General features: G+C 30.8%; 19 protein-coding genes, 21 tRNA genes, 1 pseudogene and 1 riboswitch. Of the genes and pseudogenes, 38 read left to right on the forward strand and 3 right to left on the reverse strand.

Going from position 1 to position 23,786, the window contains the following annotated elements; all coding sequences use genetic code 11:
• The first annotated feature begins 1 nt into the window (after position 1).
• The 8 genes from atpD to mreB (BN8917_RS05795) all read left to right on the forward strand — a co-directional run bounded on the left by atpD (position 2) and on the right by mreB (BN8917_RS05795) (position 7,435).
• Positions 2–1,390: a F0F1 ATP synthase subunit beta gene (gene atpD, locus BN8917_RS05760; protein ID WP_066871810.1), complete on the forward strand. Its 1,389-nt coding sequence runs from the start codon at positions 2–4 to the stop codon at positions 1,388–1,390.
• A gap of 17 nt (positions 1,391–1,407) precedes the next feature.
• On the forward strand, positions 1,408–1,806 hold the full coding sequence (locus tag BN8917_RS05765; protein ID WP_066871813.1) for an ATP synthase delta/epsilon chain alpha-helix domain-containing protein: 399 nt from the start codon (positions 1,408–1,410) through the stop codon (positions 1,804–1,806).
• A 180-nt stretch (positions 1,807–1,986) separates the two neighbouring features.
• Positions 1,987–2,607, forward strand: a complete 621-nt coding sequence (locus tag BN8917_RS05770) for a hypothetical protein (RefSeq protein ID WP_066871816.1) — start codon at positions 1,987–1,989, stop codon at positions 2,605–2,607.
• A gap of 20 nt (positions 2,608–2,627) precedes the next feature.
• Positions 2,628–3,893, forward strand: coding sequence for a UDP-N-acetylglucosamine 1-carboxyvinyltransferase (gene murA / locus BN8917_RS05775; protein ID WP_066871819.1), 1,266 nt, complete (start codon positions 2,628–2,630; stop codon positions 3,891–3,893).
• A gap of 129 nt (positions 3,894–4,022) precedes the next feature.
• Positions 4,023–5,096, forward strand: coding sequence for a stage II sporulation protein D (spoIID, locus tag BN8917_RS05780; protein WP_066871822.1), 1,074 nt, complete (start codon positions 4,023–4,025; stop codon positions 5,094–5,096).
• 150 nt (positions 5,097–5,246) lie between these two features.
• Positions 5,247–5,975: a M23 family metallopeptidase gene (locus tag BN8917_RS05785; RefSeq protein WP_066871824.1), complete on the forward strand. Its 729-nt coding sequence runs from the start codon at positions 5,247–5,249 to the stop codon at positions 5,973–5,975.
• A gap of 83 nt (positions 5,976–6,058) precedes the next feature.
• The gene (gene spoIIID, locus BN8917_RS05790; protein WP_066871827.1) at positions 6,059–6,310 is read left to right on the forward strand and encodes a sporulation transcriptional regulator SpoIIID; all 252 of its coding nucleotides are present in this window, start codon (positions 6,059–6,061) and stop codon (positions 6,308–6,310) included.
• A gap of 90 nt (positions 6,311–6,400) precedes the next feature.
• Positions 6,401–7,435: a rod shape-determining protein MreB gene (mreB, locus tag BN8917_RS05795; RefSeq protein ID WP_066871830.1), complete on the forward strand. Its 1,035-nt coding sequence runs from the start codon at positions 6,401–6,403 to the stop codon at positions 7,433–7,435.
• A 35-nt stretch (positions 7,436–7,470) separates the two neighbouring features.
• Here mreB (BN8917_RS05795) and yyaC (BN8917_RS05800) read toward each other — a convergent pair whose 3' ends face one another.
• On the reverse strand, positions 7,471–8,001 hold the full coding sequence (gene yyaC, locus BN8917_RS05800; protein WP_066871833.1) for a spore protease YyaC: 531 nt from the start codon (positions 7,999–8,001) through the stop codon (positions 7,471–7,473).
• A gap of 105 nt (positions 8,002–8,106) precedes the next feature.
• On the opposite strand from yyaC (BN8917_RS05800), the gene BN8917_RS05805 reads away from it, so the two are divergent.
• The 19 genes and pseudogenes from BN8917_RS05805 to mreB (BN8917_RS05895) form a co-directional block, all read left to right on the forward strand.
• Positions 8,107–8,751, forward strand: a complete 645-nt coding sequence (locus tag BN8917_RS05805) for a hypothetical protein (RefSeq protein ID WP_066871836.1) — start codon at positions 8,107–8,109, stop codon at positions 8,749–8,751.
• A 156-nt stretch (positions 8,752–8,907) separates the two neighbouring features.
• A tRNA-Thr gene (locus BN8917_RS05810) sits at positions 8,908–8,983 on the forward strand.
• A 5-nt stretch (positions 8,984–8,988) separates the two neighbouring features.
• Positions 8,989–9,074, forward strand: a tRNA-Tyr gene (locus tag BN8917_RS05815).
• A gap of 13 nt (positions 9,075–9,087) precedes the next feature.
• Positions 9,088–9,163, forward strand: a tRNA-Val gene (locus BN8917_RS05820).
• 21 nt (positions 9,164–9,184) lie between these two features.
• Positions 9,185–9,260, forward strand: a tRNA-Thr gene (locus BN8917_RS05825).
• A gap of 5 nt (positions 9,261–9,265) precedes the next feature.
• Positions 9,266–9,351 (forward strand) — tRNA-Tyr (locus BN8917_RS05830).
• A gap of 13 nt (positions 9,352–9,364) precedes the next feature.
• A tRNA-Val gene (locus BN8917_RS05835) sits at positions 9,365–9,440 on the forward strand.
• 21 nt (positions 9,441–9,461) lie between these two features.
• Positions 9,462–9,537: transfer RNA gene (locus tag BN8917_RS05840), tRNA-Thr, on the forward strand.
• A gap of 5 nt (positions 9,538–9,542) precedes the next feature.
• Positions 9,543–9,628 (forward strand) — tRNA-Tyr (locus BN8917_RS05845).
• A 13-nt stretch (positions 9,629–9,641) separates the two neighbouring features.
• A tRNA-Val gene (locus BN8917_RS05850) sits at positions 9,642–9,717 on the forward strand.
• A 21-nt stretch (positions 9,718–9,738) separates the two neighbouring features.
• Positions 9,739–9,814: transfer RNA gene (locus BN8917_RS05855), tRNA-Thr, on the forward strand.
• A 5-nt stretch (positions 9,815–9,819) separates the two neighbouring features.
• Positions 9,820–9,905, forward strand: a tRNA-Tyr gene (locus tag BN8917_RS05860).
• A 13-nt stretch (positions 9,906–9,918) separates the two neighbouring features.
• Positions 9,919–9,994: transfer RNA gene (locus tag BN8917_RS05865), tRNA-Val, on the forward strand.
• A 21-nt stretch (positions 9,995–10,015) separates the two neighbouring features.
• Positions 10,016–10,091: transfer RNA gene (locus BN8917_RS05870), tRNA-Thr, on the forward strand.
• A gap of 5 nt (positions 10,092–10,096) precedes the next feature.
• Positions 10,097–10,182 (forward strand) — tRNA-Tyr (locus BN8917_RS05875).
• A 13-nt stretch (positions 10,183–10,195) separates the two neighbouring features.
• Positions 10,196–10,271: transfer RNA gene (locus BN8917_RS05880), tRNA-Val, on the forward strand.
• Positions 10,272–10,292: 21 nt separating this feature from the next.
• Positions 10,293–10,368 (forward strand) — tRNA-Thr (locus BN8917_RS05885).
• A 5-nt stretch (positions 10,369–10,373) separates the two neighbouring features.
• Positions 10,374–10,459, forward strand: a tRNA-Tyr gene (locus BN8917_RS05890).
• Position 10,460: 1 nt separating this feature from the next.
• Positions 10,461–11,336: pseudogene (gene mreB, locus BN8917_RS05895) on the forward strand (rod shape-determining protein MreB); the annotation flags it as partial.
• Positions 11,337–11,371: 35 nt separating this feature from the next.
• Here the strand turns inward: mreB (BN8917_RS05895) and yyaC (BN8917_RS05900) are convergent.
• Entirely contained in the window at positions 11,372–11,902 is a 531-nt protein-coding gene (gene yyaC / locus BN8917_RS05900; protein WP_066871833.1) for a spore protease YyaC, read from the reverse strand.
• Between the two features lie 105 nt (positions 11,903–12,007).
• On the opposite strand from yyaC (BN8917_RS05900), the gene BN8917_RS05905 reads away from it, so the two are divergent.
• The 6 genes from BN8917_RS05905 (at position 12,008) to metK (ending at position 14,680) form a co-directional block, all read left to right on the forward strand.
• Positions 12,008–12,652 (forward strand): hypothetical protein, encoded by a 645-nt coding sequence (locus BN8917_RS05905; RefSeq protein ID WP_066871836.1) that lies wholly within the window; start codon positions 12,008–12,010, stop codon positions 12,650–12,652.
• Positions 12,653–12,808: 156 nt separating this feature from the next.
• A tRNA-Thr gene (locus tag BN8917_RS05910) sits at positions 12,809–12,884 on the forward strand.
• Between the two features lie 5 nt (positions 12,885–12,889).
• Positions 12,890–12,975 (forward strand) — tRNA-Tyr (locus BN8917_RS05915).
• A gap of 35 nt (positions 12,976–13,010) precedes the next feature.
• A tRNA-Thr gene (locus tag BN8917_RS05920) sits at positions 13,011–13,086 on the forward strand.
• A gap of 5 nt (positions 13,087–13,091) precedes the next feature.
• Positions 13,092–13,177: transfer RNA gene (locus tag BN8917_RS05925), tRNA-Tyr, on the forward strand.
• A 101-nt stretch (positions 13,178–13,278) separates the two neighbouring features.
• A riboswitch (SAM riboswitch) is annotated at positions 13,279–13,383 on the forward strand.
• A 121-nt stretch (positions 13,384–13,504) separates the two neighbouring features.
• Positions 13,505–14,680 carry a methionine adenosyltransferase gene (gene metK, locus BN8917_RS05930; RefSeq protein ID WP_066871839.1) on the forward strand — a complete coding sequence of 392 codons (1,176 nt, stop codon included), beginning with the start codon at positions 13,505–13,507 and terminating at the stop codon, positions 14,678–14,680.
• Positions 14,681–14,780: 100 nt separating this feature from the next.
• Here metK and nagA read toward each other — a convergent pair whose 3' ends face one another.
• Complete coding sequence (gene nagA, locus BN8917_RS05935; RefSeq protein WP_066871842.1) at positions 14,781–15,917, reverse strand: N-acetylglucosamine-6-phosphate deacetylase; 1,137 nt, start codon at positions 15,915–15,917, stop codon at positions 14,781–14,783.
• A gap of 153 nt (positions 15,918–16,070) precedes the next feature.
• On the opposite strand from nagA, the gene recD2 reads away from it, so the two are divergent.
• From recD2 to secA, 5 genes are all read left to right on the forward strand, one after another.
• The gene (gene recD2 / locus BN8917_RS05940; protein WP_066871845.1) at positions 16,071–18,329 is read left to right on the forward strand and encodes an SF1B family DNA helicase RecD2; all 2,259 of its coding nucleotides are present in this window, start codon (positions 16,071–16,073) and stop codon (positions 18,327–18,329) included.
• A gap of 12 nt (positions 18,330–18,341) precedes the next feature.
• Positions 18,342–19,262: a hypothetical protein gene (locus tag BN8917_RS05945; protein ID WP_066871848.1), complete on the forward strand. Its 921-nt coding sequence runs from the start codon at positions 18,342–18,344 to the stop codon at positions 19,260–19,262.
• A 20-nt stretch (positions 19,263–19,282) separates the two neighbouring features.
• Complete coding sequence (locus tag BN8917_RS05950) at positions 19,283–19,909, forward strand: ComF family protein (protein WP_066871851.1); 627 nt, start codon at positions 19,283–19,285, stop codon at positions 19,907–19,909.
• A 483-nt stretch (positions 19,910–20,392) separates the two neighbouring features.
• Positions 20,393–20,929: a ribosome hibernation-promoting factor, HPF/YfiA family gene (hpf, locus tag BN8917_RS05955; protein ID WP_066871854.1), complete on the forward strand. Its 537-nt coding sequence runs from the start codon at positions 20,393–20,395 to the stop codon at positions 20,927–20,929.
• A gap of 280 nt (positions 20,930–21,209) precedes the next feature.
• Entirely contained in the window at positions 21,210–23,729 is a 2,520-nt protein-coding gene (secA, locus tag BN8917_RS05960; protein WP_066871857.1) for a preprotein translocase subunit SecA, read from the forward strand.
• The last annotated feature ends 57 nt before the right edge of the window (positions 23,730–23,786 follow it).

A 23,786-nucleotide genomic window follows, 5' to 3' on the forward strand; every position in this document is an offset into this window, starting at 1 on the left:
TATGTCAAAGAATATAGGAAAAGTTATTCAAGTTATGGGACCAGTTGTTGACATTAAGTTCGAAGATAAACTTCCAAGTATCTATAATGCTGTTAACATAGAATTAAAAGGAAAGACACTTGTTTGTGAAGTTGCTCAACATATTGGAGATAACATAGCAAGAACAATCGCTATAGATTTAACAGAAGGACTACAAAGAGGTACAGAAGCTGTTGATACAGGAAAAGCTATATCAGTTCCTGTTGGAGAAGCTGTACTAGGAAGAGTATTTGATGTACTTGGTAATCCAATAGATGAAAAAGGTGAAGTTGAAACAGAACTTAGAATGCCAATTCATAGAGAAGCACCAGCATTCTATGAACAATCAATTAAACCAGAAATGTTTGAAACAGGAATCAAGGTTATTGACTTAATGGCACCATATCAAAAAGGTGGTAAGACAGGTCTATTTGGTGGAGCTGGAGTTGGTAAGACTGTTTTAATACAAGAACTTATTCATAATATAGCTAAAGCTCACGGTGGATTATCAGTATTTACTGGAGTTGGAGAAAGATCAAGAGAAGGTAAGGACCTTATTCTTGAAATGACAGATTCAGAAGTTATCCATAAGGCTGCATTAGTATTTGGACAAATGAATGAATCACCTGGAGCAAGAATGAGAGTTGCTTTAACAGGACTTACAATGGCAGAAAGTTTCAGAGATAAGGGTCAAGATGTTCTATTATTTATAGATAATATCTTTAGATTCTCACAAGCTGGATCAGAAGTTTCAGCTTTACTTGGAAGAATTCCATCAGCTGTTGGATACCAACCAACACTTGCTAATGAAATGGGTGCTTTACAAGAAAGAATTACTTCAACAAAGAATGGATCAATTACATCAGTTCAAGCTGTATACGTACCAGCTGACGACTTAACTGACCCAGCACCAGCTAATACATTTGCTCACTTAGACTCAACAACAGTTCTAGCAAGAGCATTAACAGAAATAGGTATTTACCCAGCTGTTGACCCATTAGCTTCAACATCAAGAGTTCTACAACCAAGAATAGTTGGAGAAGAACACTATGAAGTAGCTATGGCAGTTAAGAAAATACTTGCAAGATATAAGGAATTACAAGATATCATTGCTATCCTTGGAATTGAAGAATTATCAGATGAAGATAAGAAAATTGTTGCAAGAGCAAGAAGAGTTCAAAAGTTCTTCTCACAACCATTACACGTTGCTGAACAATTCAATGGATGTCCTGGTAAGTATGTTCCAGTAAAAGAAACTATAAGAAGTTTCAAGGAAATCTTAACAGGTAAGTATGATGATATACCAGAAGGATTATTCTTAAATGCAGGATCAATAGATGATGTTATAGAAGCAGCTTCAAAGTTAGATTAATATAGGGAGGTTAATTTATGAAGACATTTAACCTACTAGTATCAATACCAGAAGAAACTTTCTTCGAAGGTAGAGTTTCATCATTAAAGGCTAAAAATCCAAATGGTGAATTTCAAATATTAGCTAACTATGAACCTTTTGTATCAATAGTTAGCCCATCAACTCTAACTCTTGTAGATGAAAATGGAACAAAGAGTTCTTATTTCATTTCAGAGGGAGTTATTGAAACAAAGGGTGATAAGGTTATTCTTTGTGTTAATTCAATTGATAAAAAAGAAGATATAGATTTAGCGAAAGCAGAAGAAGCAAAAGTTCGTGCAGAGCAAAGACTTGCTTCAAATCAATATAACATAGATAGAAATAGAGCAAAACTTTCATTAGCAAGAGCTAAAGAAAGAATAAAATTTGCTAAATAGGATAGCGGATGCAATTTGCATCTGCTATTTTTTTTATGTTATTAATAAGTCTTTAACTAAACATATAGTGCTCACATAATGCTCACAAATAAAAATACATAGGAATATATTTATAATATAGGAAAATATTTTGATTACTTTTAAAAAACTTGTCCATAATCTTAAAAGAGGTGTTAAGATATGAAGAAGTTTATTGTATTTATTTTTAGTATATTAATGGCAAGTTCTCTTTTAGGATCAGTTAGTAAAAGTAATTTTGATGTATATGATAATCTAGTTAGAAATAAGGCTAATGTTGTAGAGCAGGGAGTAAAAATTCAATATAGGTACGATGGAATTTATAAAAAAGAAATAGAAAGTATTAAATCTTTACTTAAAATAGAATCAGATTTTAATATATATAATGAAAATTTTTATTATCATGATAAGACAGATAAATATAGTATAGAAATTAAAGGTATAGATTCATTTGTAGAGGTGGAGATAAAGTACTTTATTGAGAATATTAAAGTTGAAGAAATAGAGAAAAAATTAGAGGCTATCTTTAATACAAAAAGAGAATTAGAGAGTTTTTCTTATATAAAGGCTAAAGTTAAAAATAATTTTGATATAGATAAAGAAATTAGTATTTTGAATGAGAATTCAAAGATTAAAGAAATTACTAACTTAAAAATATCAAGTGGAGTAACAGGTACAATTAAACTTTATAATAAGAAAGAATATAATTACTCTTTTATAACTTATGAAAAGGACGACAATTATATTATTGTTGGAAGCCCTGTAATATTCACCGTATATTAGGAAGAATAATGGAGGACGATATGGAAAAGATAGTAGTAAAAAGTGGACAAAAATTAAGTGGAGAAGTTAATATAAGTTTAGCTAAGAATTCAGTCTTACCAATAATAGCAGCTACAATATTAGCTGATGATCCAGTTGTTATAAAAAATTATCCAAAGCTTGAAGATGTTAAGGTTCTTACAGAAGTTTTAAATGATATTGGTTGTTATATTAATATGGATGAGCCTAGTCATAATTTAAAAATTGATTCTAGTAGTATTAATAAATATACTGCTAATAGTGAACTTGTTAGAAAAATGAGAGCTTCTTTTTTAATTATGGGGCCAATGCTTGCAAAGTATAAGAGATTTAGATTAGCATCACCTGGAGGATGTAATATTGGAACTAGACCTATAGATTTGCACTTAAAAGGATTTGAGGCGCTAGGAGCTAAAGTTATTCAAAAACATGGATTTGTAGAAGTTATAGGAGAAAATTTAAAAGGTTCCACTATATATTTAGACTTTCCATCAGTAGGTGCAACAGAAAACTTAATTATGGCTGCCTCTCTTATAGAAGGAAAAACAACAATAATTAATCCAGCTTTAGAACCAGAAATTGAGGATTTAGCTAATTTTTTAAATAGTATGGGTGCAAAAATTAAAGGTGCTGGAAAAGGTAATATTGAAATTGAAGGTGTTAAATCCTTAAGTGGAGGAGAGTATACACCTATATATGATAGGATTGAAGCAGGTACATTTATGGTTGCGGCAGCTATAACATGTTCAAAAATTAAGATAAATGGTGTGGAGGAAAATCATCTTAAACCAGTTATTGAAAAATTAAAGGAAATAGGAACAAGTATAAGCATAGATAATGAAACTAAAATAGCAGTAGTTGAAGGTAGTGATGTAATATTACCTACAGATATAAAAACTATGCCTTATCCAGGATATCCTACAGATATGCAGTCACAAATTATGAGTTTAGTATCATTAGCTAGAGGAAATTCTGTAATAGAAGAAAGTGTTTTTGAAAATAGGTTTATGAATGCAGCAGAACTTTGTAGGATGGGAGCTAATATTAAAATAAGAGGTAATTCAGCAATTATACAAGGAGTTAATAAACTTACAGGATGTGAGGTGAAGGCAACTGACTTAAGAGCAGGTGCTTCTTTAATTTTAGCTGGACTTGTTGCAGAAGGATATACTAAAATTAGTGATATCTATCATATTGATAGGGGATATGTTAATATAGAGGAAAAATTTAGAGCATTAGGTGCAGAAATTTATAGAATTAATGATTAATGAAATATTTATTATAAAGACTATAAAATTAGTTTTAAGCTAATTTTATAGTCTTTTGTATTTTTAGTAATATCTAGTGAAGTGATAGACATATAAATAAAATGTAATGTTGATGCTTTAGGAGGGATTATGAGAAGAATTGACTCTAGAAATTTTAGAAAGTTTATAAATTTTGTTATGAGTAATTTTAAAGAAATTATTATTATAGCACTAGTTATTATAATTATATTTTCTATACCAGTTATTTTTGGATATCTCAGTAATGGAAGTTATGAAGAAATTAGTAAAGATAATAGTAATAAAATAGATTTAATTAAAGGAAGAGAGCTTGATATTGATACATCTATAGTAAAAGTGTTGATAATGGATACTGGTGAAGTTAAGAGTATTCCTTTAGAAGAGTATGTAGAAGGTGTAGTTAGTACAGAAATGCCTTTATCATTTGAAAAAGAAGCTTTAGTAGCCCAAGGAGTACTTGCCAGAACTTTTGTAGTTAGTAAGATGATAACACCATGTACTAAAGCAAAAGAAAAGGGTGCTGATATTTGTGATACTGTTCATTGTCAGGTTTATAAGGATTTAGATGAAAGAGTAAGTAGTACAGGAAGTAATAAAGCTAAATTTAAAAAGAAGATTAAAAAGGCTGTAAATGAAACAAAATCTAAGGTTCTTAGTTATGATGGGTTATTAGTAAGATATCCTCAGTATTTTGCTATAAGTTCAGGAAAAACTGAAAATGGAAGTGAGATATTTGGAATGGATGTTCCTTATTTAAGATCTGTAATAAGTAATGGTGAAGAAGATTTACCTAAGTCTAAGACTAATGTAGATATTAGTAATAGTGATTTTGCTTATAAGGTAAATAGTACTTATAGTAATGCAAGGCTTAGCACTAGTAATTTAGCTTCTCAAGTAAAGATTCTTAGTAGAACAGAAGGTGGGAGTGTAAAGCAAATTCAACTTGGAAATGTAACTATTAAAGGAACTGAATTCAGAACTTTATTTTCACTTAATTCAGCTAATTTTAATTTAGATTTCTCTAATAAGGTATCTATTACTTGTAAAGGATATGGACATGGAGTAGGAATGAGTCAATGGGGAGCAAACGCTATGGCTAAGGACGGAAAAGATTATTCTGAAATATTAAAACATTATTTTACTGAATCTTCAGTTGTGGATATAAAAAATATTATGATAGATTAAAAATTTAATCCTATAATTCGTAAATCAGCGGATTATAGGATTTTTTTTGTTTTTATTTGTAGTAAAATAGCGTATTTAATCTAAAAGTTTTTAAGGAATGTAGGTATTTTTTTATTTTCATAGGACAGACTATTTAAAGGAGGTGTTGACATGGAAAAATTTAAAAACTTTTTAAAGAGAGAGAGTTTCTATGTAATTTTAACTCTTTGCTTAATAGTATTAGCAGGAGTTGCTGTAGTAACTGGTGGAAAGAAGGCAGAAGATAATATAAAGAAACCAGTAGCTAGTAATTCAGTTCAAGAAAAGGAAACAGGTAAATCCCTAGAGGGGGCGGAGCTAGTTAAGGATGACTCTAAGAAGGATACTGAAAAGAAAGAGAATAAAGAAAATAAAAGTGAAGCTAAAAAAGAAGATGATGCAGTGGCAACTAACGCTACTCCAAAATCAGAATATATAAGTCCTGTTAAAGATGGTGTTGTAACAAGAAAATTTAATATAGCACCAAGAGTTGAAAAGGATGGTAAGTCAGCTAATGTATATAAAGGAATTGATATAGAAGCTAAGAAAGGGTCAGAAGTTTTAGCTGTAGCTGATGGAGAAGTTATAGATGCTCGTAGTGGAGATTCAAGAGAAGGTAACTATATTAAGGTAAAAGATTCAAAAGGATTAATTACTATGTACGGAAATTTGGATCTTAAGCTAAAGGTTAAAAAAGGTGATAAGGTTTCACAAGGTACTGTTTTAGGAACTATAGGTAATTCTATTAAAGTAAATCCTTCAGATAGAGTATCTAAAGAATATCTTTTATTACATGTAGAAAAAGATAAACAAGCAATAGATCCATTAACTGTTTTTAAAGACTTAACAGTAAAGAAATAATAAATTAAATACCAGCCATTCTTTATGGCTGGTTAATAATTCTAGGAAGTTTTCTAGAGAGTTTGAGAAAGAGGATGATTATTTTGAAGGACTATATTGAAGAAAGAGTGCTAGAAGTAGCGAAATATATAATAGATTCTAAATCTACTATTAGAAGAACTGCTAAGGTATTCGGTGTCAGCAAGAGTACAATACACAAAGATATGACAGAAAGACTTCCGAAAATAAATCCTAATATAGCAGATGAAGCAAAAAATATATTAGATTTGAATAAAGCTGAAAGACATATAAGAGGTGGTAAAGCCACTAAATTAAAGTATAAAATAGTTGAATGAGAAAAACTAAAAGTATATAATATATAGTATATTTTGAGTAAATAAAAAGAAAAAAAGCAGATAATGAAGAATAGTGGGGAGTGTAAGGGTATGTGGTTTTTCAATAGTGGAACTAATATGGGTATAGACTTAGGTACTGCATCAGTACTAGTTTATATAAAAGGCAAAGGAGTAGTACTTCAAGAGCCTTCAGTTGTAGCTATAGATAAAAGCAGAAATAAAGTTCTAGCAGTCGGAGAAGAAGCTAGACAAATGATAGGAAGAACACCAGGTAACATAGTAGCAATACGTCCATTAAGAAATGGTGTTATATCAGATTACGATGTAACAGAAAAAATGTTACAATATTTTATTAAAAAAGGTATAGGTAAAAGTAAAGTTGCTGCGCCAAAAGTTATGATATGTATACCATCACAAGCTACAGAAGTTGAAAAAAGAGCTGTAATTGATGCAGCAAGAAATTCTGGAGCAAGAAGTGTTTATTTAGTTGAGGAACCTTTAGCAGCAGCTATAGGTGCAGGAATAGATATATCAATACCAAATGGACATATGGTAGTTGATATTGGTGGAGGAACTTGTGATATAGCAGTTATATCTTTAGGTGGAATAGTTGTTAGATCATCCCTTAAGATAGCAGGAGATAGTTTTGATGATGCTATAATAAAATACATAAGAAATAATTATAAATTAATGATAGGTGAAAGAACAGCAGAAGAACTTAAAATAAAAGTAGGAGCTGCTATGGAAGGCGTTAGAGATGAAAGCCTCACAATAAAGGGAAGAAATATGATAACAGGTTTACCAGATGAGGCTGTTATTTCAACTGAACATGTAAGAGAAGCAGTGGAAGATTCAGTTAAACTTATAGCTGAAAGCTTACATTCAGTTTTAGAAAGAACACCACCAGAACTTGCTGCTGACATAATGGAAGAAGGAATACTTATGACAGGAGGAGGAGCATTATTATATGGCTTAGATAAATTCCTAGAGTCAAAAACAGGAGTTGAAGTTAGAGTTGCTGAAGATGCAATAACTTGTGTTGCAGAGGGAACAGGAAAAATTCTTGATGTACTTGATAAGCTTAATATAAATATGGATGCAGAAGAGGTAAATTTAATTAAATAGATAATAAAAGCACTAGATTGTTTCTAGTGCTTTTATTATTTTTGTATCTCTTTATTTAATATATAGGAAGTTAAAATGGAATTACTTATTACTTTAGCAATATCCATTATTAAATTGAGTCTAATAGCCCTATTAGAGAAGAGATCTGATTTGCTTGAAGAATCTACAATACCTATTATAGAAATATTACCAACAGAAGGTAAGATTTTACCAACACCTTTACCTGGCTTTAATGGTTCATTTCTAACATGAATTTCACCGATAGATTTATTATCACCAAGACAAGCATCAATTGCTATTATAAAAGAATTGGGATGATTATTATTAATTTTTTTTAATTCTGTATCAATATTCAATGCATGTATAGGTTCTTCTAAAGTTCCATAAAGAGGAAGTGGGAAATTTTTTTCTTTTAAAAGAGTTCCTACTAATGGACCAAGACAATCACCAATACACTTATCTGTCCCTATACATATAAATATTGAGTTATTTATATAATCCTTAAGAAAATGTGCAATTTCGAAATAGGATAAAGTATCCTTATAGTATGTCTTTACTTTCTTCAAAATCTCGCCTCCCTTCATAAATTTATATGATTATAAAAATGATTTTATAATTAGAATTAGTATATATTTAGAATATATTGTCAATATTGTAAAAGAGGTGATTATATGAAAAAGAAGTATTTATCAATTTTAGTTATATTATTAACTATGATTTTAGTTATATTTATGGTAAAAGGGAGTAGAAATGATGATGGATATATTATGGTTAAAAGTGATCAAGAAATTAAAAAAGAAGAAAAATTAGCTGATAGTTCTAAAATAATTAATGAAAAAGAATTAGATAATTTTATTAGTGATCTAGAATCAAAAAATCATAATGAAGAAAATTTATCAAATGATAGTGGAGAGAAGATAAAAAAAGAAAATAATGATATTGAGTTTAAAAATACAATAACTAAGGAGCAAGCTTTAGAAGAAGATATTAATAGTATTAAAGAGATTGATAGTGAATATCAAATTGATAAAAGTGATAATGAAACAAAAGAAGTAATATTTAAGGTAGACAAAGAAAAAATAATTTCTAAGATGACAAGTGAAGATAGAAAAACTTTAACAAGGATGGTAAAAAAATTATCTATGTATGATTATGCTAGAATGATAAATACTATAAAAAATAATGGTGAAGAAGAAGCAGCATTAGATGTTTTAGAAATATTAACAAAAAGATTGAATAATGAAGAGTATAATAAAATAAAAGGGATATTAGATCCATATATAAATATAGATTTATTAGAGGAGAAAAGTTTATAAAAAATTAATTAAAAGAGAGAAATAAGAAGAAAATAAGAAAAATATAAATTTAATTTGTTTAAATGGAGAAATTTTAACTTGAAATAAGTATCTGTTAGTTATATACTAATCCTTGTCAGTCAGAGAGATTCTCTGAAAGACATTAAAAAATAATATGCTGATATGGCTCAATTGGCAGAGCAGCTGATTTGTAATCAGCAGGTTATCGGTTCAAGTCCGATTATCAGCTCCAAATGTGGTGGGGTTCCCGAGTGGCCAAAGGGAACAGACTGTAAATCTGTCGTCGTATGACTTCGAAGGTTCGAATCCTTCTCCCACCACCATTTTTCTCAGTATGGTCGCATAGCTCAGCTGGGAGAGCACCTGCCTTACAAGCAGGGGGTCACAGGTTCGAGCCCTGTTGCGACCACCATTTAAAAATTTAAAATAATATGCTGATATGGCTCAATTGGCAGAGCAGCTGATTTGTAATCAGCAGGTTATCGGTTCAAGTCCGATTATCAGCTCCAAATGTGGTGGGGTTCCCGAGTGGCCAAAGGGAACAGACTGTAAATCTGTCGTCGTATGACTTCGAAGGTTCGAATCCTTCTCCCACCACCATTTTTCTCAGTATGGTCGCATAGCTCAGCTGGGAGAGCACCTGCCTTACAAGCAGGGGGTCACAGGTTCGAGCCCTGTTGCGACCACCATTTAAAAATTTAAAATAATATGCTGATATGGCTCAATTGGCAGAGCAGCTGATTTGTAATCAGCAGGTTATCGGTTCAAGTCCGATTATCAGCTCCAAATGTGGTGGGGTTCCCGAGTGGCCAAAGGGAACAGACTGTAAATCTGTCGTCGTATGACTTCGAAGGTTCGAATCCTTCTCCCACCACCATTTTTCTCAGTATGGTCGCATAGCTCAGCTGGGAGAGCACCTGCCTTACAAGCAGGGGGTCACAGGTTCGAGCCCTGTTGCGACCACCATTTAAAAATTTAAAATAATATGCTGATATGGCTCAATTGGCAGAGCAGCTGATTTGTAATCAGCAGGTTATCGGTTCAAGTCCGATTATCAGCTCCAAATGTGGTGGGGTTCCCGAGTGGCCAAAGGGAACAGACTGTAAATCTGTCGTCGTATGACTTCGAAGGTTCGAATCCTTCTCCCACCACCATTTTTCTCAGTATGGTCGCATAGCTCAGCTGGGAGAGCACCTGCCTTACAAGCAGGGGGTCACAGGTTCGAGCCCTGTTGCGACCACCATTTAAAAATTTAAAATAATATGCTGATATGGCTCAATTGGCAGAGCAGCTGATTTGTAATCAGCAGGTTATCGGTTCAAGTCCGATTATCAGCTCCAAATGTGGTGGGGTTCCCGAGTGGCCAAAGGGAACAGACTGTAAATCTGTCGTCGTATGACTTCGAAGGTTCGAATCCTTCTCCCACCACCATTTTTCTCAGTATGGTCGCATAGCTCAGCTGGGAGAGCACCTGCCTTACAAGCAGGGGGTCACAGGTTCGAGCCCTGTTGCGACCACCATTTAAAAATTTAAAATAATATGCTGATATGGCTCAATTGGCAGAGCAGCTGATTTGTAATCAGCAGGTTATCGGTTCAAGTCCGATTATCAGCTCCAAATGTGGTGGGGTTCCCGAGTGGCCAAAGGGAACAGACTGTAAATCTGTCGTCGTATGACTTCGAAGGTTCGAATCCTTCTCCCACCACCANCAAATGATAGGAAGAACACCAGGTAACATAGTAGCAATACGTCCATTAAGAAATGGTGTTATATCAGATTACGATGTAACAGAAAAAATGTTACAATATTTTATTAAAAAAGGTATAGGTAAAAGTAAAGTTGCTGCGCCAAAAGTTATGATATGTATACCATCACAAGCTACAGAAGTTGAAAAAAGAGCTGTAATTGATGCAGCAAGAAATTCTGGAGCAAGAAGTGTTTATTTAGTTGAGGAACCTTTAGCAGCAGCTATAGGTGCAGGAATAGATATATCAATACCAAATGGACATATGGTAGTTGATATTGGTGGAGGAACTTGTGATATAGCAGTTATATCTTTAGGTGGAATAGTTGTTAGATCATCCCTTAAGATAGCAGGAGATAGTTTTGATGATGCTATAATAAAATACATAAGAAATAATTATAAATTAATGATAGGTGAAAGAACAGCAGAAGAACTTAAAATAAAAGTAGGAGCTGCTATGGAAGGCGTTAGAGATGAAAGCCTCACAATAAAGGGAAGAAATATGATAACAGGTTTACCAGATGAGGCTGTTATTTCAACTGAACATGTAAGAGAAGCAGTGGAAGATTCAGTTAAACTTATAGCTGAAAGCTTACATTCAGTTTTAGAAAGAACACCACCAGAACTTGCTGCTGACATAATGGAAGAAGGAATACTTATGACAGGAGGAGGAGCATTATTATATGGCTTAGATAAATTCCTAGAGTCAAAAACAGGAGTTGAAGTTAGAGTTGCTGAAGATGCAATAACTTGTGTTGCAGAGGGAACAGGAAAAATTCTTGATGTACTTGATAAGCTTAATATAAATATGGATGCAGAAGAGGTAAATTTAATTAAATAGATAATAAAAGCACTAGATTGTTTCTAGTGCTTTTATTATTTTTGTATCTCTTTATTTAATATATAGGAAGTTAAAATGGAATTACTTATTACTTTAGCAATATCCATTATTAAATTGAGTCTAATAGCCCTATTAGAGAAGAGATCTGATTTGCTTGAAGAATCTACAATACCTATTATAGAAATATTACCAACAGAAGGTAAGATTTTACCAACACCTTTACCTGGCTTTAATGGTTCATTTCTAACATGAATTTCACCGATAGATTTATTATCACCAAGACAAGCATCAATTGCTATTATAAAAGAATTGGGATGATTATTATTAATTTTTTTTAATTCTGTATCAATATTCAATGCATGTATAGGTTCTTCTAAAGTTCCATAAAGAGGAAGTGGGAAATTTTTTTCTTTTAAAAGAGTTCCTACTAATGGACCAAGACAATCACCAATACACTTATCTGTCCCTATACATATAAATATTGAGTTATTTATATAATCCTTAAGAAAATGTGCAATTTCGAAATAGGATAAAGTATCCTTATAGTATGTCTTTACTTTCTTCAAAATCTCGCCTCCCTTCATAAATTTATATGATTATAAAAATGATTTTATAATTAGAATTAGTATATATTTAGAATATATTGTCAATATTGTAAAAGAGGTGATTATATGAAAAAGAAGTATTTATCAATTTTAGTTATATTATTAACTATGATTTTAGTTATATTTATGGTAAAAGGGAGTAGAAATGATGATGGATATATTATGGTTAAAAGTGATCAAGAAATTAAAAAAGAAGAAAAATTAGCTGATAGTTCTAAAATAATTAATGAAAAAGAATTAGATAATTTTATTAGTGATCTAGAATCAAAAAATCATAATGAAGAAAATTTATCAAATGATAGTGGAGAGAAGATAAAAAAAGAAAATAATGATATTGAGTTTAAAAATACAATAACTAAGGAGCAAGCTTTAGAAGAAGATATTAATAGTATTAAAGAGATTGATAGTGAATATCAAATTGATAAAAGTGATAATGAAACAAAAGAAGTAATATTTAAGGTAGACAAAGAAAAAATAATTTCTAAGATGACAAGTGAAGATAGAAAAACTTTAACAAGGATGGTAAAAAAATTATCTATGTATGATTATGCTAGAATGATAAATACTATAAAAAATAATGGTGAAGAAGAAGCAGCATTAGATGTTTTAGAAATATTAACAAAAAGATTGAATAATGAAGAGTATAATAAAATAAAAGGGATATTAGATCCATATATAAATATAGATTTATTAGAGGAGAAAAGTTTATAAAAAATTAATTAAAAGAGAGAAATAAGAAGAAAATAAGAAAAATATAAATTTAATTTGTTTAAATGGAGAAATTTTAACTTGAAATAAGTATCTGTTAGTTATATACTAATCCTTGTCAGTCAGAGAGATTCTCTGAAAGACATTAAAAAATAATATGCTGATATGGCTCAATTGGCAGAGCAGCTGATTTGTAATCAGCAGGTTATCGGTTCAAGTCCGATTATCAGCTCCAAATGTGGTGGGGTTCCCGAGTGGCCAAAGGGAACAGACTGTAAATCTGTCGTCGTATGACTTCGAAGGTTCGAATCCTTCTCCCACCACCATTTAAATTTTAAAATATATAAACATCAGAGTATATGCTGATATGGCTCAATTGGCAGAGCAGCTGATTTGTAATCAGCAGGTTATCGGTTCAAGTCCGATTATCAGCTCCAAATGTGGTGGAGTTCCCGAGTGGCCAAAGGGAACAGACTGTAAATCTGTCGTCGTATGACTTCGAAGGTTCGAATCCTTCTTCCACCACCAGTACAGACACTATAAAAATAGTGTCTGTTTATTTTTAGAATTTTAAATGATAACATTTTGTAAACAATGTAACGAAAAAAAGTTTAGATAAAAAAATAGAACTCTTATCCAGAGAGGTGGAGGGACAGGGCCCTATGAAACCCGGCAACCAGTTATATAAGACCACGGTGCCAATTCCTGCAAAGTATATCTTTGCGAGATAAGAGGAGATAGTAGCTTATAAGGCAAGTCTCTTCTTAGGAAGAGACTTATTTTTTTATGTAAATTTAAATATATGAATGAGAGGAGGAAGTTATTTAAATTTATTATTTAAATAACGATATAAGAATGAGAAGATTATTTACATCAGAATCAGTAACAGAAGGACATCCAGATAAAATATGTGACCAAATTTCAGATGCGGTTTTAGATGCTATATTAGAAAAAGACCCACAAGCTAGAGTTGCTTGTGAAACAGCTGTAACAACAGGATTAGTTATGGTTATGGGAGAAATTACAACAAATTGTTATGTTGATATTCCAAAGGTTGTTAGAAAAACAATAAAAGAAATCGGATATGATAGAGCTAAGTTTGGATTTGACTGTGATACATGTGCAGTAATGACAACAATAGATGAACAATCAAGAGATATTGCTATGGGAGTTGACGAAGCTCTTGAATCAAGAGAAGGTCAAAAAGATGATAGTGAAGCAGTAGGAGCTGGAGACCAAGGAATGATGTTTGGTTTCGCTACAAATGAAACACCAGAATTTATGCCAGCACCAATAGCTATGGCTCACAGATTATCAAGAAGATTATCAGAAGTTAGAAAAAATGGAACACTTCCATACTTAAGACCAGATGGTAAGACTCAAGTAACAGTAGAATATGAAAATGATAAGCCAGTAAGAATAGATACAATAGTTATCTCAACACAACATGGAGAAGATGTAAGTCAAGAACAAATCAGAGAAGATTTAATGGAACATGTAATTAAAGCAGTAATGCCAGCTGAATTATTAGATGATTCAACAAGATACTTCATCAACCCAACAGGAAGATTCGTTATTGGAGGACCTCAAGGAGATGCAGGTCTTACAGGAAGAAAGATCATCGTTGATACATACGGTGGATATGGAAGACACGGTGGTGGAGCTTTCTCAGGAAAAGATTCAACTAAGGTTGATAGATCAGCAGCTTATGCAGCAAGATGGGTAGCTAAGAATTTAGTTGCAGCTGGAGTTGCAGATAAGGCTGAAATCCAATTAGCATATGCTATAGGTGTTGCTAAACCAGTTTCAATAGTTGTTGATACTTTCGGAACAGGAAAAATATCAGAAGAAAAGATAGTAGAAATAGTTGAAAAGGTATTTGACTTAAGACCAGGTGCTATCATAAATGAATTAAACTTAAGAAGACCAATATACAAGCAAACAGCTGCATACGGTCACTTTGGAAGAACAGACGTAGAACTTCCATGGGAAAACTTAAGTAAGGTTGAAGAAATAAAGAAGCATCTTTAGTATAAAAGATTTATTAAAATAAATTTTATATCAACTAAAACTTAAATATAATTTTAAAATAGAAATGCACGATTTAAATTATTAAATCGTGCATTTTTTATTAGTTTTGGTGAACTATTTTTCCGTTTACAAAAACTGATTTTATGTTTATATCTTCGTCGAATAATAATAGGTCAGCATCAAATCCTTCTTTGATTTGACCTTTTCTATCATCAACTTTACAGAACTTAGCTCCATTGTATGAAGCCATTTTAACTACTTCATATAGTGGGTATTCTGAATTTTTATATACATTTCTTACAGCATTATCAAGAGTTAAGACTGAACCAGCAAGAGCTCCATTTAAAAGTCTAGCAGCTCCATTTTCAACTATAACATCTTGACCACCAAGGCTATATTTTCCATCAGGCATACAACAAGCCATCATAGCATCAGTTACTAATAATACTTTATCTGTACCTTTTGCCTTATAAGCAATTCTAAGACTAGGATAAGCTATGTGTATTCCATCTGAAATAGTTTCTGTCGTTATATCTGAATCAAGAACAGCACCTACAACACCAGGTTCTCTATGTGCTAGAGGAGTCATTGCATTAAATAAGTGAGTTGCATGTGAACATCCACATTTAATACCTTCCATTGCTTGTTCATAATTAGCCTTTGTATGTCCTATTGATACTACTATTCCTTTAGAGGATAGATATTTTGTAAGTTCTTTAGCACCATCTACTTCTGGAGCAAGAGTTATTGAAGTAACGGCGTCTTCGCAATCACCTACTATTTTATTGAAGTTTTCTATTGATGGAGGTATTAAGAAATTTGGGTTTTGAGCCCCTATAGCATTACTGTTTATAAATGGTCCTTCAAGGTGGGCACCAAGTACATTAGCTCCGTCTGTTCCGTTTAATTTAGCTTCTTTTATAACTTTCATTGATTTTCTTATATCATCAGCTGCGACAGTCATTGTTGTTGGTGTAAATGAAGTTGTCCCTCTTTTTACGATAACTTTAGCAATTTCATTTATTGCTTCAAATGTTCCGTCCATAGTATCATGTCCACCAGCTCCATGGATGTGAACATCTATAAATCCTGGTGAAAGATAAAGTTCATTTGCATCTATAACATTATCATCTGTAGGGTTAGCTGGATTGATTTCTTTTATTTTTCCATTTTCAATTAAAACAGAGCCATTTTCAATTCTATCTAAATATATGATATTACAATTTTTAATTAACATAGAAAAACCTCCTAATTCTATATAAATATATTTATATTTATATATTAATCCATCTTAACTAATTTAGTCAATTTATTAATATTTATAAAAATGATTTAAAATTATTAAATATGTTATAATCATAATAATAAAAATTATTATTAGGAGCTAAAAATGGACGAATTAAATGGTATTGTAGAAAGTATTGTATTTAAAAGTGAAGATACAGGATATACAGTCATAAAGTTTAGGCAAAATAATGAAGTGCATACTGCGGTTGGAGCGGTCCCTCAGTTGAAAGAAGGTCAGAATTTAAAAATTAGAGGTCAGTGGGGTTCACATCCTCAATTTGGAAGACAATTTAAAATAGAAGAATTTGAAGAAATTTTACCTACATCAGCTGAAGGGATTGAAAGATACCTATCTTCAGGAGTTATACATGGAATAGGTCCTGTAACTGCAAAAAAAATAGTATCTAAGTTTGGAGATAAAACTTTAGAAATATTAGATAATGATATAAATAAGTTAAAAGAGATTGAAGGGATAGGTAAAAAAAAGCTTGAAATAATCATAGATTCTTATAATGAGCAGAAAGAATTAAAAAATATTTCTATATTTCTACAAGAGCATGGACTTAGTATAAATCAATGCTTAAAAATTTATAAAAAATATGGAGCTATGTCTGTAGATGTTGTTAAGGAGAATCCTTATACATTATCTGATGAGATAAGTGGGATAGGGTTTAAAACTGCTGATAGAATAGCAAAATCATTAGGTATAGAAGAAGATTCAGATTTTAGAGTTCAAAGTGGATTAAAATATATAATAAATAATTTTTGTGCTGCTGGAAATACATATATGCCTAAGGATGAATTAGTTAAAGAGGCTTCAGAAGTTCTTGGTGTTGATAGAAAAATAGTTGAGCAAAATATTATAAATGCTAGTCTTGATAATAGAATACGACTTGAAATGTTAGAAAATCATGAAGGGGTATTTACTATACCATATTATTATAGTGAGCTTGGTATAACTAATAGAATCTTAACTTTAGCTATAGGTAATTTTCAAAATATAAATGTAGATATAGAGGATTTAATTACAAAGTTTGAGAGTGAGAATAAGATAAATTTTGCAGTTTCACAAAAAGAGGCTATCCTAGGAGCTTTCCAAAATGGGATAGAAATTATAACTGGAGGGCCTGGAACAGGTAAGACTACTATAATTAAGGCTATAATTGATATTTTTGAAAAGTGTTCTATGAAGGTAGTTTTAGGAGCACCTACTGGTAGAGCAGCCAAGAGAATGTCAGAATCAACAGGTAGAGAAGCGAAAACTATACATAGACTTTTAGATATGGGAATATCAGATGATGAAGAAGAAAAAGTGTTCCAAAAAACTGATACAGAGCCAATAGATGCTGATGTTGTTATTATAGATGAGGCTTCTATGATTGATGTAGCTCTTATGAATAATCTTTTAAAGGCTATAAAGGTTGGTACTAGGCTTATAATAGTTGGAGACGTAGATCAATTACCTTCAGTTGGTGCAGGGAATGTTCTTAGTGATTTAATTGAAAGTAATTTTACTAAGGTTGTTAGACTTGGTGAAATTTTTAGACAGGGTAAAGAAAGTATGATAGTTGTAAATGCCCATAAAATTAATAAAGGTGAAATGCCTATTTTAAATGAAAAAGGAAAAGACTTTTTCTTTGTAAGAGAAGAAAGTCAAGATAGGATGGTAAAAACTATTGTTGATCTAATAAATACTAGACTTCCTAAGTTTAATAAGAATTGGGATAAGTATAAAGATATACAAATACTTGCTCCAATGAAAAAGGGGAATCTTGGAGTTATGAATTTAAATCAAAAGCTTCAAGAAGTTCTTAATGAGAAGAAACCTTATAAAACAGAAAGAGAGTTTAGGGACATCACTTTTAGAGAAGGTGATAAGGTTATGCAAATTAAAAATAATTATACCTTAAAATGGACTAGAGTAGCTGGAATTGGTGATAATGAAGGTGAGGGAGTTTTTAATGGGGATATGGGATTTATAGAATCAATAAATAATGAAGATAAAACTTTAACTGTTATTTTTGATGATGAAAGAAGAGTTGTTTATGATTTTGTATTTCTTGATGAGTTAGAACTTGCATATGCTATTACTATACATAAAAGTCAGGGAAGTGAATTTCCAGTAGTTATAATTCCAGTTTATATGGGAGCACCATTCCTTATGAATAGAAATCTTTTATATACAGGTATAACAAGAGCAAAACAAATGGTAGTAATAGCAGGATTCCCTAAAGCTCTTAAGTATATGGTTGATAATACTAGAAGTATGGAAAGATATTCGTCACTTAAATGGAGAATAAAAGAAATAATAAAAAATGATGCTTTTGAAGATGGAAAGAAGATAGAGGAAAACGAAGAGTAGAGGGGGATTAAAGTGATAAAGCAGGATTATTATTTATGCGATATTTTTAAAGGATTAAAAACTATAAGAAATGTTCTAGGTTCAGGGAATAACTTGATTAATGTTATTATGGAACCTTATAAATCTAAAGAAATAATAGAAATGTTTATAGAAGAGAATAAGCATAAAAGTATATTATATTTAAGCTTTAAAAAATCAAAATTAGATAGTAATTTAGCTTGTGATACCTTATTGTTTGATAGTTTTATGAATATTACAAAAGTATATGATTTTGTAATAATAGATGATATTAGTTTTTATTCTAATTATAATATTTCAGCACTTATAGAGCTTGCTAACTCTATTTATAAGAATACAAAAAATATTATTATATTTGCAATAGATATTGTATTTGAGAATACAGCTAATATATTTATAACTACACAAACTAAGGAAACTCATTTTAAGGAACCAAGAGTTATAGTAAGTAGATTTGATCTTAGGAGAACTATACCATCTATATTTTATAGTTATTTAGAATGGTTTTATCATAATGGAGAAAATGTACTTATATATGTAGAAAAAGAAAAAGAACAGGGAATATATGGAAAGTTTATTGAGTTTAAGAAAGAATTTATAGATATGAATGTAATTCTTTTTAAGGGTAATACAAATAATTTATTAACCCAGCTTGATAAAAATAAAAAGACAATAATTATTAATAGTAATATTCAAGGTATCATAGATAATATAAGAAATACAAATGTAATTTTATATAATGACAGTAAGAAGTTTTTTTACTATAAAGAGATAGTTTTTTTATGTGGAAGATATTCAACTTTAACAGAAAAAAAGGAGTTAATACTTCTTAGTAAAAAAGAAAGTATCAATATAGATAGGGCAAGAGGTAAGGCAAGACTTTATAATCAAATTGCTTGGGGGGATGAAAAATAATTAAGTATTTATTTAATTGCATGTTAGAACTAATATATCCAAGAGAGGATAAATGTCTTATTTGCAAAAGTGAAATAGATTCAGATTTTATTTGTCCTAAATGTTCAAGGCAGCTTCCACGAATAGATGGGGAATCAAAAATAGAAAACCTAAGTTTTTATAGTGCTGTTTATTATTCATCTGCAATGAGAAATTTAGTAATTGATTTTAAGTATAGAAAAAATTTTGAGTGTGGAGAATTTTTTATTAGTCTTTTAGAGGAGAAAATAAAAAAGGAAAAAATAGAATTTGATTATATAAGTTTTGTTCCTAGTACAAAAAAGGTTGTAAAACAAAGAGGTTTTGACCATTGCTTATTTTTAGCAAAAGGTCTAAAAGATAAGCTTAATAAACCAGTTGTAAATCTACTTAAAAAGAAAGAAAATGTAGAGGAACAGAAAAAGCTTGCTTCAAGTAAGAGAAAAAGAAATGTAGAGAATGCTTTTATTGTAAATGATGGAGTTAAATTAGATTTAAATAATAAGAGGATTTTATTTATAGATGACCTAAGTACTACTGGAGCAACACTAGAATCTTGTCAAAATACAATAAAAAAAGTGTATAAATCAGAAATTATACTATTGACTGTTGTGAAAAGTAGTATATAATAATATATGTGCTAGGTCTGTGGTTGAAAGTCGATGCCAGTCGCAGGCAAAACGATCCACGTAAGTTAAACAAAGTTTTAATGAGCATGGTGCGGCTTAGAAGTAAGACCTGCCGAGAAAATCGAGAGGGTTAGTAGTGAGAGGGTAATTCTGGGTAGCGAAAGCTCCAGCAGGCGAGTGTGGGGTCAAAGACCAGGTCAGCTAGCATTTATTTATAACTATCAGATATAGAATCTGGTGGTTTTTTTGTTTTTTATAGGAAAATAAAAAAAGCCCTTAACTTTTACTTTACACTTAAAAGGTTTACATGTCAAATACTTAAAGAATATATATGATGGAGTATTAGATAGCAATTTTGATTAGAAAACAAAATTTTGTAGAAGGTAGCTTTTTTTCGATTTGTATAGGAATTTAAAGAAGTGTAAAATAAAGGTATAAAATATTTAAGAATCATTAAATGGTCTTTTGAAAGGGGCTGGGCATATGAAGGTAAAAGTACATGCTAGAAACATTAAATTAACAGAGGCACTTAAAGAATCAGTTGAGAAGAAAGTATCAAAATTAGAAAAATACTTTATAGACGATGTAGAGGCGAAAGTAACTTTAAGCGTTCAAAAAAATAGACATATAGTTGAAGTCTTGATCCCATTTAACGGAATAGCAATTAGAGCTGAGGAAGTTACTGATGATATGTATAAATCAGTGGATTTAGTTGAAGAGAAGTTAGAAAGACAAATAGTTAAATATAAAACTAAGTTAAAAAGAGGAGAGTATAATTCTTTAAAGTATTCAAAGGTTGAAGAAATGCCTGATGAAGAAAATGAAGAAGTTAATAATAAAAAGATAGTAAAAGTTAAGAAGTTTGATTTAAAACCTATGGATGAAGAGGAAGCAGTTTTACAAATGGAACTTATAGGACATAATTTCTTTGTTTATAGAGATGGAGAAACAAACGAAATTAAAGTTGTTTATAAGAGAAAGGATGGAAACTACGGTTTAATAGATCCAGAAGAAATTTAATTTAAGATATATATTTAAGGAGCTATCTAATAGATAGCTCCTTAATTTTGATATTTTACTTTAAAAATAGATATTAATAAATAGGAATATTATTATTAAAATAGGGAAATTTTATTAAATATTGATTAAAGTAGATTTTGTTATATAAGTATTTAAAAAAAATAAAAAAGTACATACAAAAAGTTTAAAAAATACTTAATTAAGTAACTTTATTGAAAATAGTTAAGTATAAGTGTTATAATAAATGAATAAATAAACGAGAGAATTAAGGAGAATGAATATGGGATTCTTTGATAAGATTTTTGGCAGTTATAGCGAAAGACAAGTTAAGAATATAATTCCTATGGTTGACAAGATAGATGCCTTAGGTCCAGATATGGAAAGATTATCTGAAGATGAATTGAAAAATAAAACACAAGAATTTAAAGATAGACTTAAAAATGGTGAAACTTTAGATGATATTTTAATTGAAGCATTTGCAGTTGTAAGAGAAGCTGCAAAAAGACAAATGAATATGAAGCATTATAGAGAACAATTAATTGGCGGTATAGTTCTTCATCAAGGAAGAATTGCAGAAATGAAAACAGGGGAAGGTAAAACTTTAGTTGCTACATTACCTACTTATTTAAATGCTTTAACTGGTAAAGGAGTTCATGTTATTACAGTTAATGACTATCTTGCACAAAGAGATAGAGAGATAATGGCAAATATTTATGAATACTTAGGACTTACAACAGGAGTTATTGTTCATGGACTTACAAATGAACAAAGAAGAGAAGCTTATAATGCTGACATAACATATGGAACAAACAATGAGTTTGGATTTGATTACTTAAGAGATAATATGGTTATATACAAAGAAGAGAGAGTTCAAAGAAAACTAAACTATTGTTTAGTCGATGAAGTTGACTCAATCCTTATTGACGAAGCTAGAACACCTCTTATTATTTCAGGAGCAGGTGATAAATCAACTGATTTCTATAAAATAGCTGATTTCTTTGTTAAGAGACTTAAGAAGGAAGAACATTTTACAGTTGATGAAAAAGGTCATGCTGTTATGTTAACTGATAAAGGGGTTGAAGAAGCAGAAAAAGCATTTAATGTAGATAACTATGCGGATGCTGAAAATATGCAATTACAACACTATATCACTCAAGCTCTTAAAGCTAACTATCTTATGAAGCTTGATAAAGATTATATGATTAAAGATGGAGAAATTGCCATAGTTGATGAATTTACAGGAAGACTCATGGAAGGTAGAAGATATTCAGATGGTCTTCACCAAGCTATTGAAGCTAAAGAAGGTGTTGAAGTTAAGAGAGAATCAAAAACACTTGCTACAATTACATTCCAAAATTACTTTAGAATGTATGATAAATTATCAGGTATGACAGGTACAGCTTTAACAGAAGAAAATGAGTTTAGAGATATATATGGACTTGATGTTGTTGTTATTCCAACACATAGACCAATAGCAAGACAAGATAAAAAGGATTTAGTATTTAAAACTCAAAGAGGAAAATATAATGCTATAGTAGAAGATATTATAGAATCACATAAAACTGGTCAGCCAATACTTGTAGGTACAACAAGTATCGAAAAGTCAGAAATAATTTCAGATTTACTTAAGAAAAAAAGAATACCTCACAAAGTCTTAAATGCTAAGTATCATGAACAAGAAGCTGAAATTATTTCTAAGTCAGGAGAATTAGGTAACATAACAATTGCTACTAATATGGCTGGTAGAGGTACTGATATCAGACTTGGAGAAGGAGTTCGTGAAGTTGGTGGTCTTAAGATCATAGGAACAGAAAGACATGAATCAAGAAGAATAGATAATCAGTTAAGAGGGCGTGCTGGTCGTCAAGGAGATGTTGGGGAATCAAGATTCTATGTATCATTAGAAGATGATTTAATGAGACTGTTTGGTTCAGATAGAGTTATTTCAATTGCTGATAAGATTGGTCTAGGAGAAGATGAAGCTATTGAAAATGGTGTAGTTACTAGAACTATTGAAAATGCTCAAAAGAAAGTTGAAGGTAATAACTTTGATATAAGAAAGAGCTTACTTGGCTATGATGATGTTATTAATAAACAAAGAGAAATCATTTATAAGCAAAGAACAGAAGTTTTAGAAGGTGAAGATCTTAAGGAAAGTATAATGAATATGATTGATAGCATAATTAAAGAAGCTGTTGCTCTTCACTTAAGTGATGAAGATGAAAATTATGTTGAATCAATAAATACATTATTAAACTACTTAGAAGATATATATCTTCCAGCAGGACAATTTACAGCAGAAGAACTTGCTAAAAAGGATACAGAAGAAATAGAGCAAATTCTTTTAGAAGAGGCTCATAATTTATATAATCAAAAAGAAGAAGTAATTGGCTCAGAACAAATGAGAGAAATTGAAAGAGTTATACTTCTAAAGACTGTTGATAGTAAATGGATGGATCATATAGATAATATGGATCATTTAAAACAAGGTATAGGACTTATGGCTTATAAGCAAGAAGATCCTGTAAGAGCTTATCAACAACAAGGTAGTGATATGTTTGAAGAAATGATAGAAAGTATTCAAAAAGATACTGTTAAATATCTTTATCATGTTAGAATTCAATCAGAATCAATACAAAGAGAAAATGTAGTTGGCAAAACTCAAGAAATCCATGGTGAAAGAAGTAGCAAGCCAGCTAAAAATACACCTGTAAGATCAACTAAATTATCAGGTAGAAATGACTTATGTCCATGTGGAAGTGGAAAGAAATTTAAGAACTGTTGTGGTAAAGAAGCATAATTAGTTTTTTAAGAGGGGGTGTCTCATTATGAGAACACTCCCTTATTTTAATATTTA

The organism is Clostridium mediterraneense, assembly GCF_900091705.1.
GTDB classification, from domain to species: domain Bacteria; phylum Bacillota; class Clostridia; order Clostridiales; family Clostridiaceae; genus Sarcina; species Sarcina mediterraneense.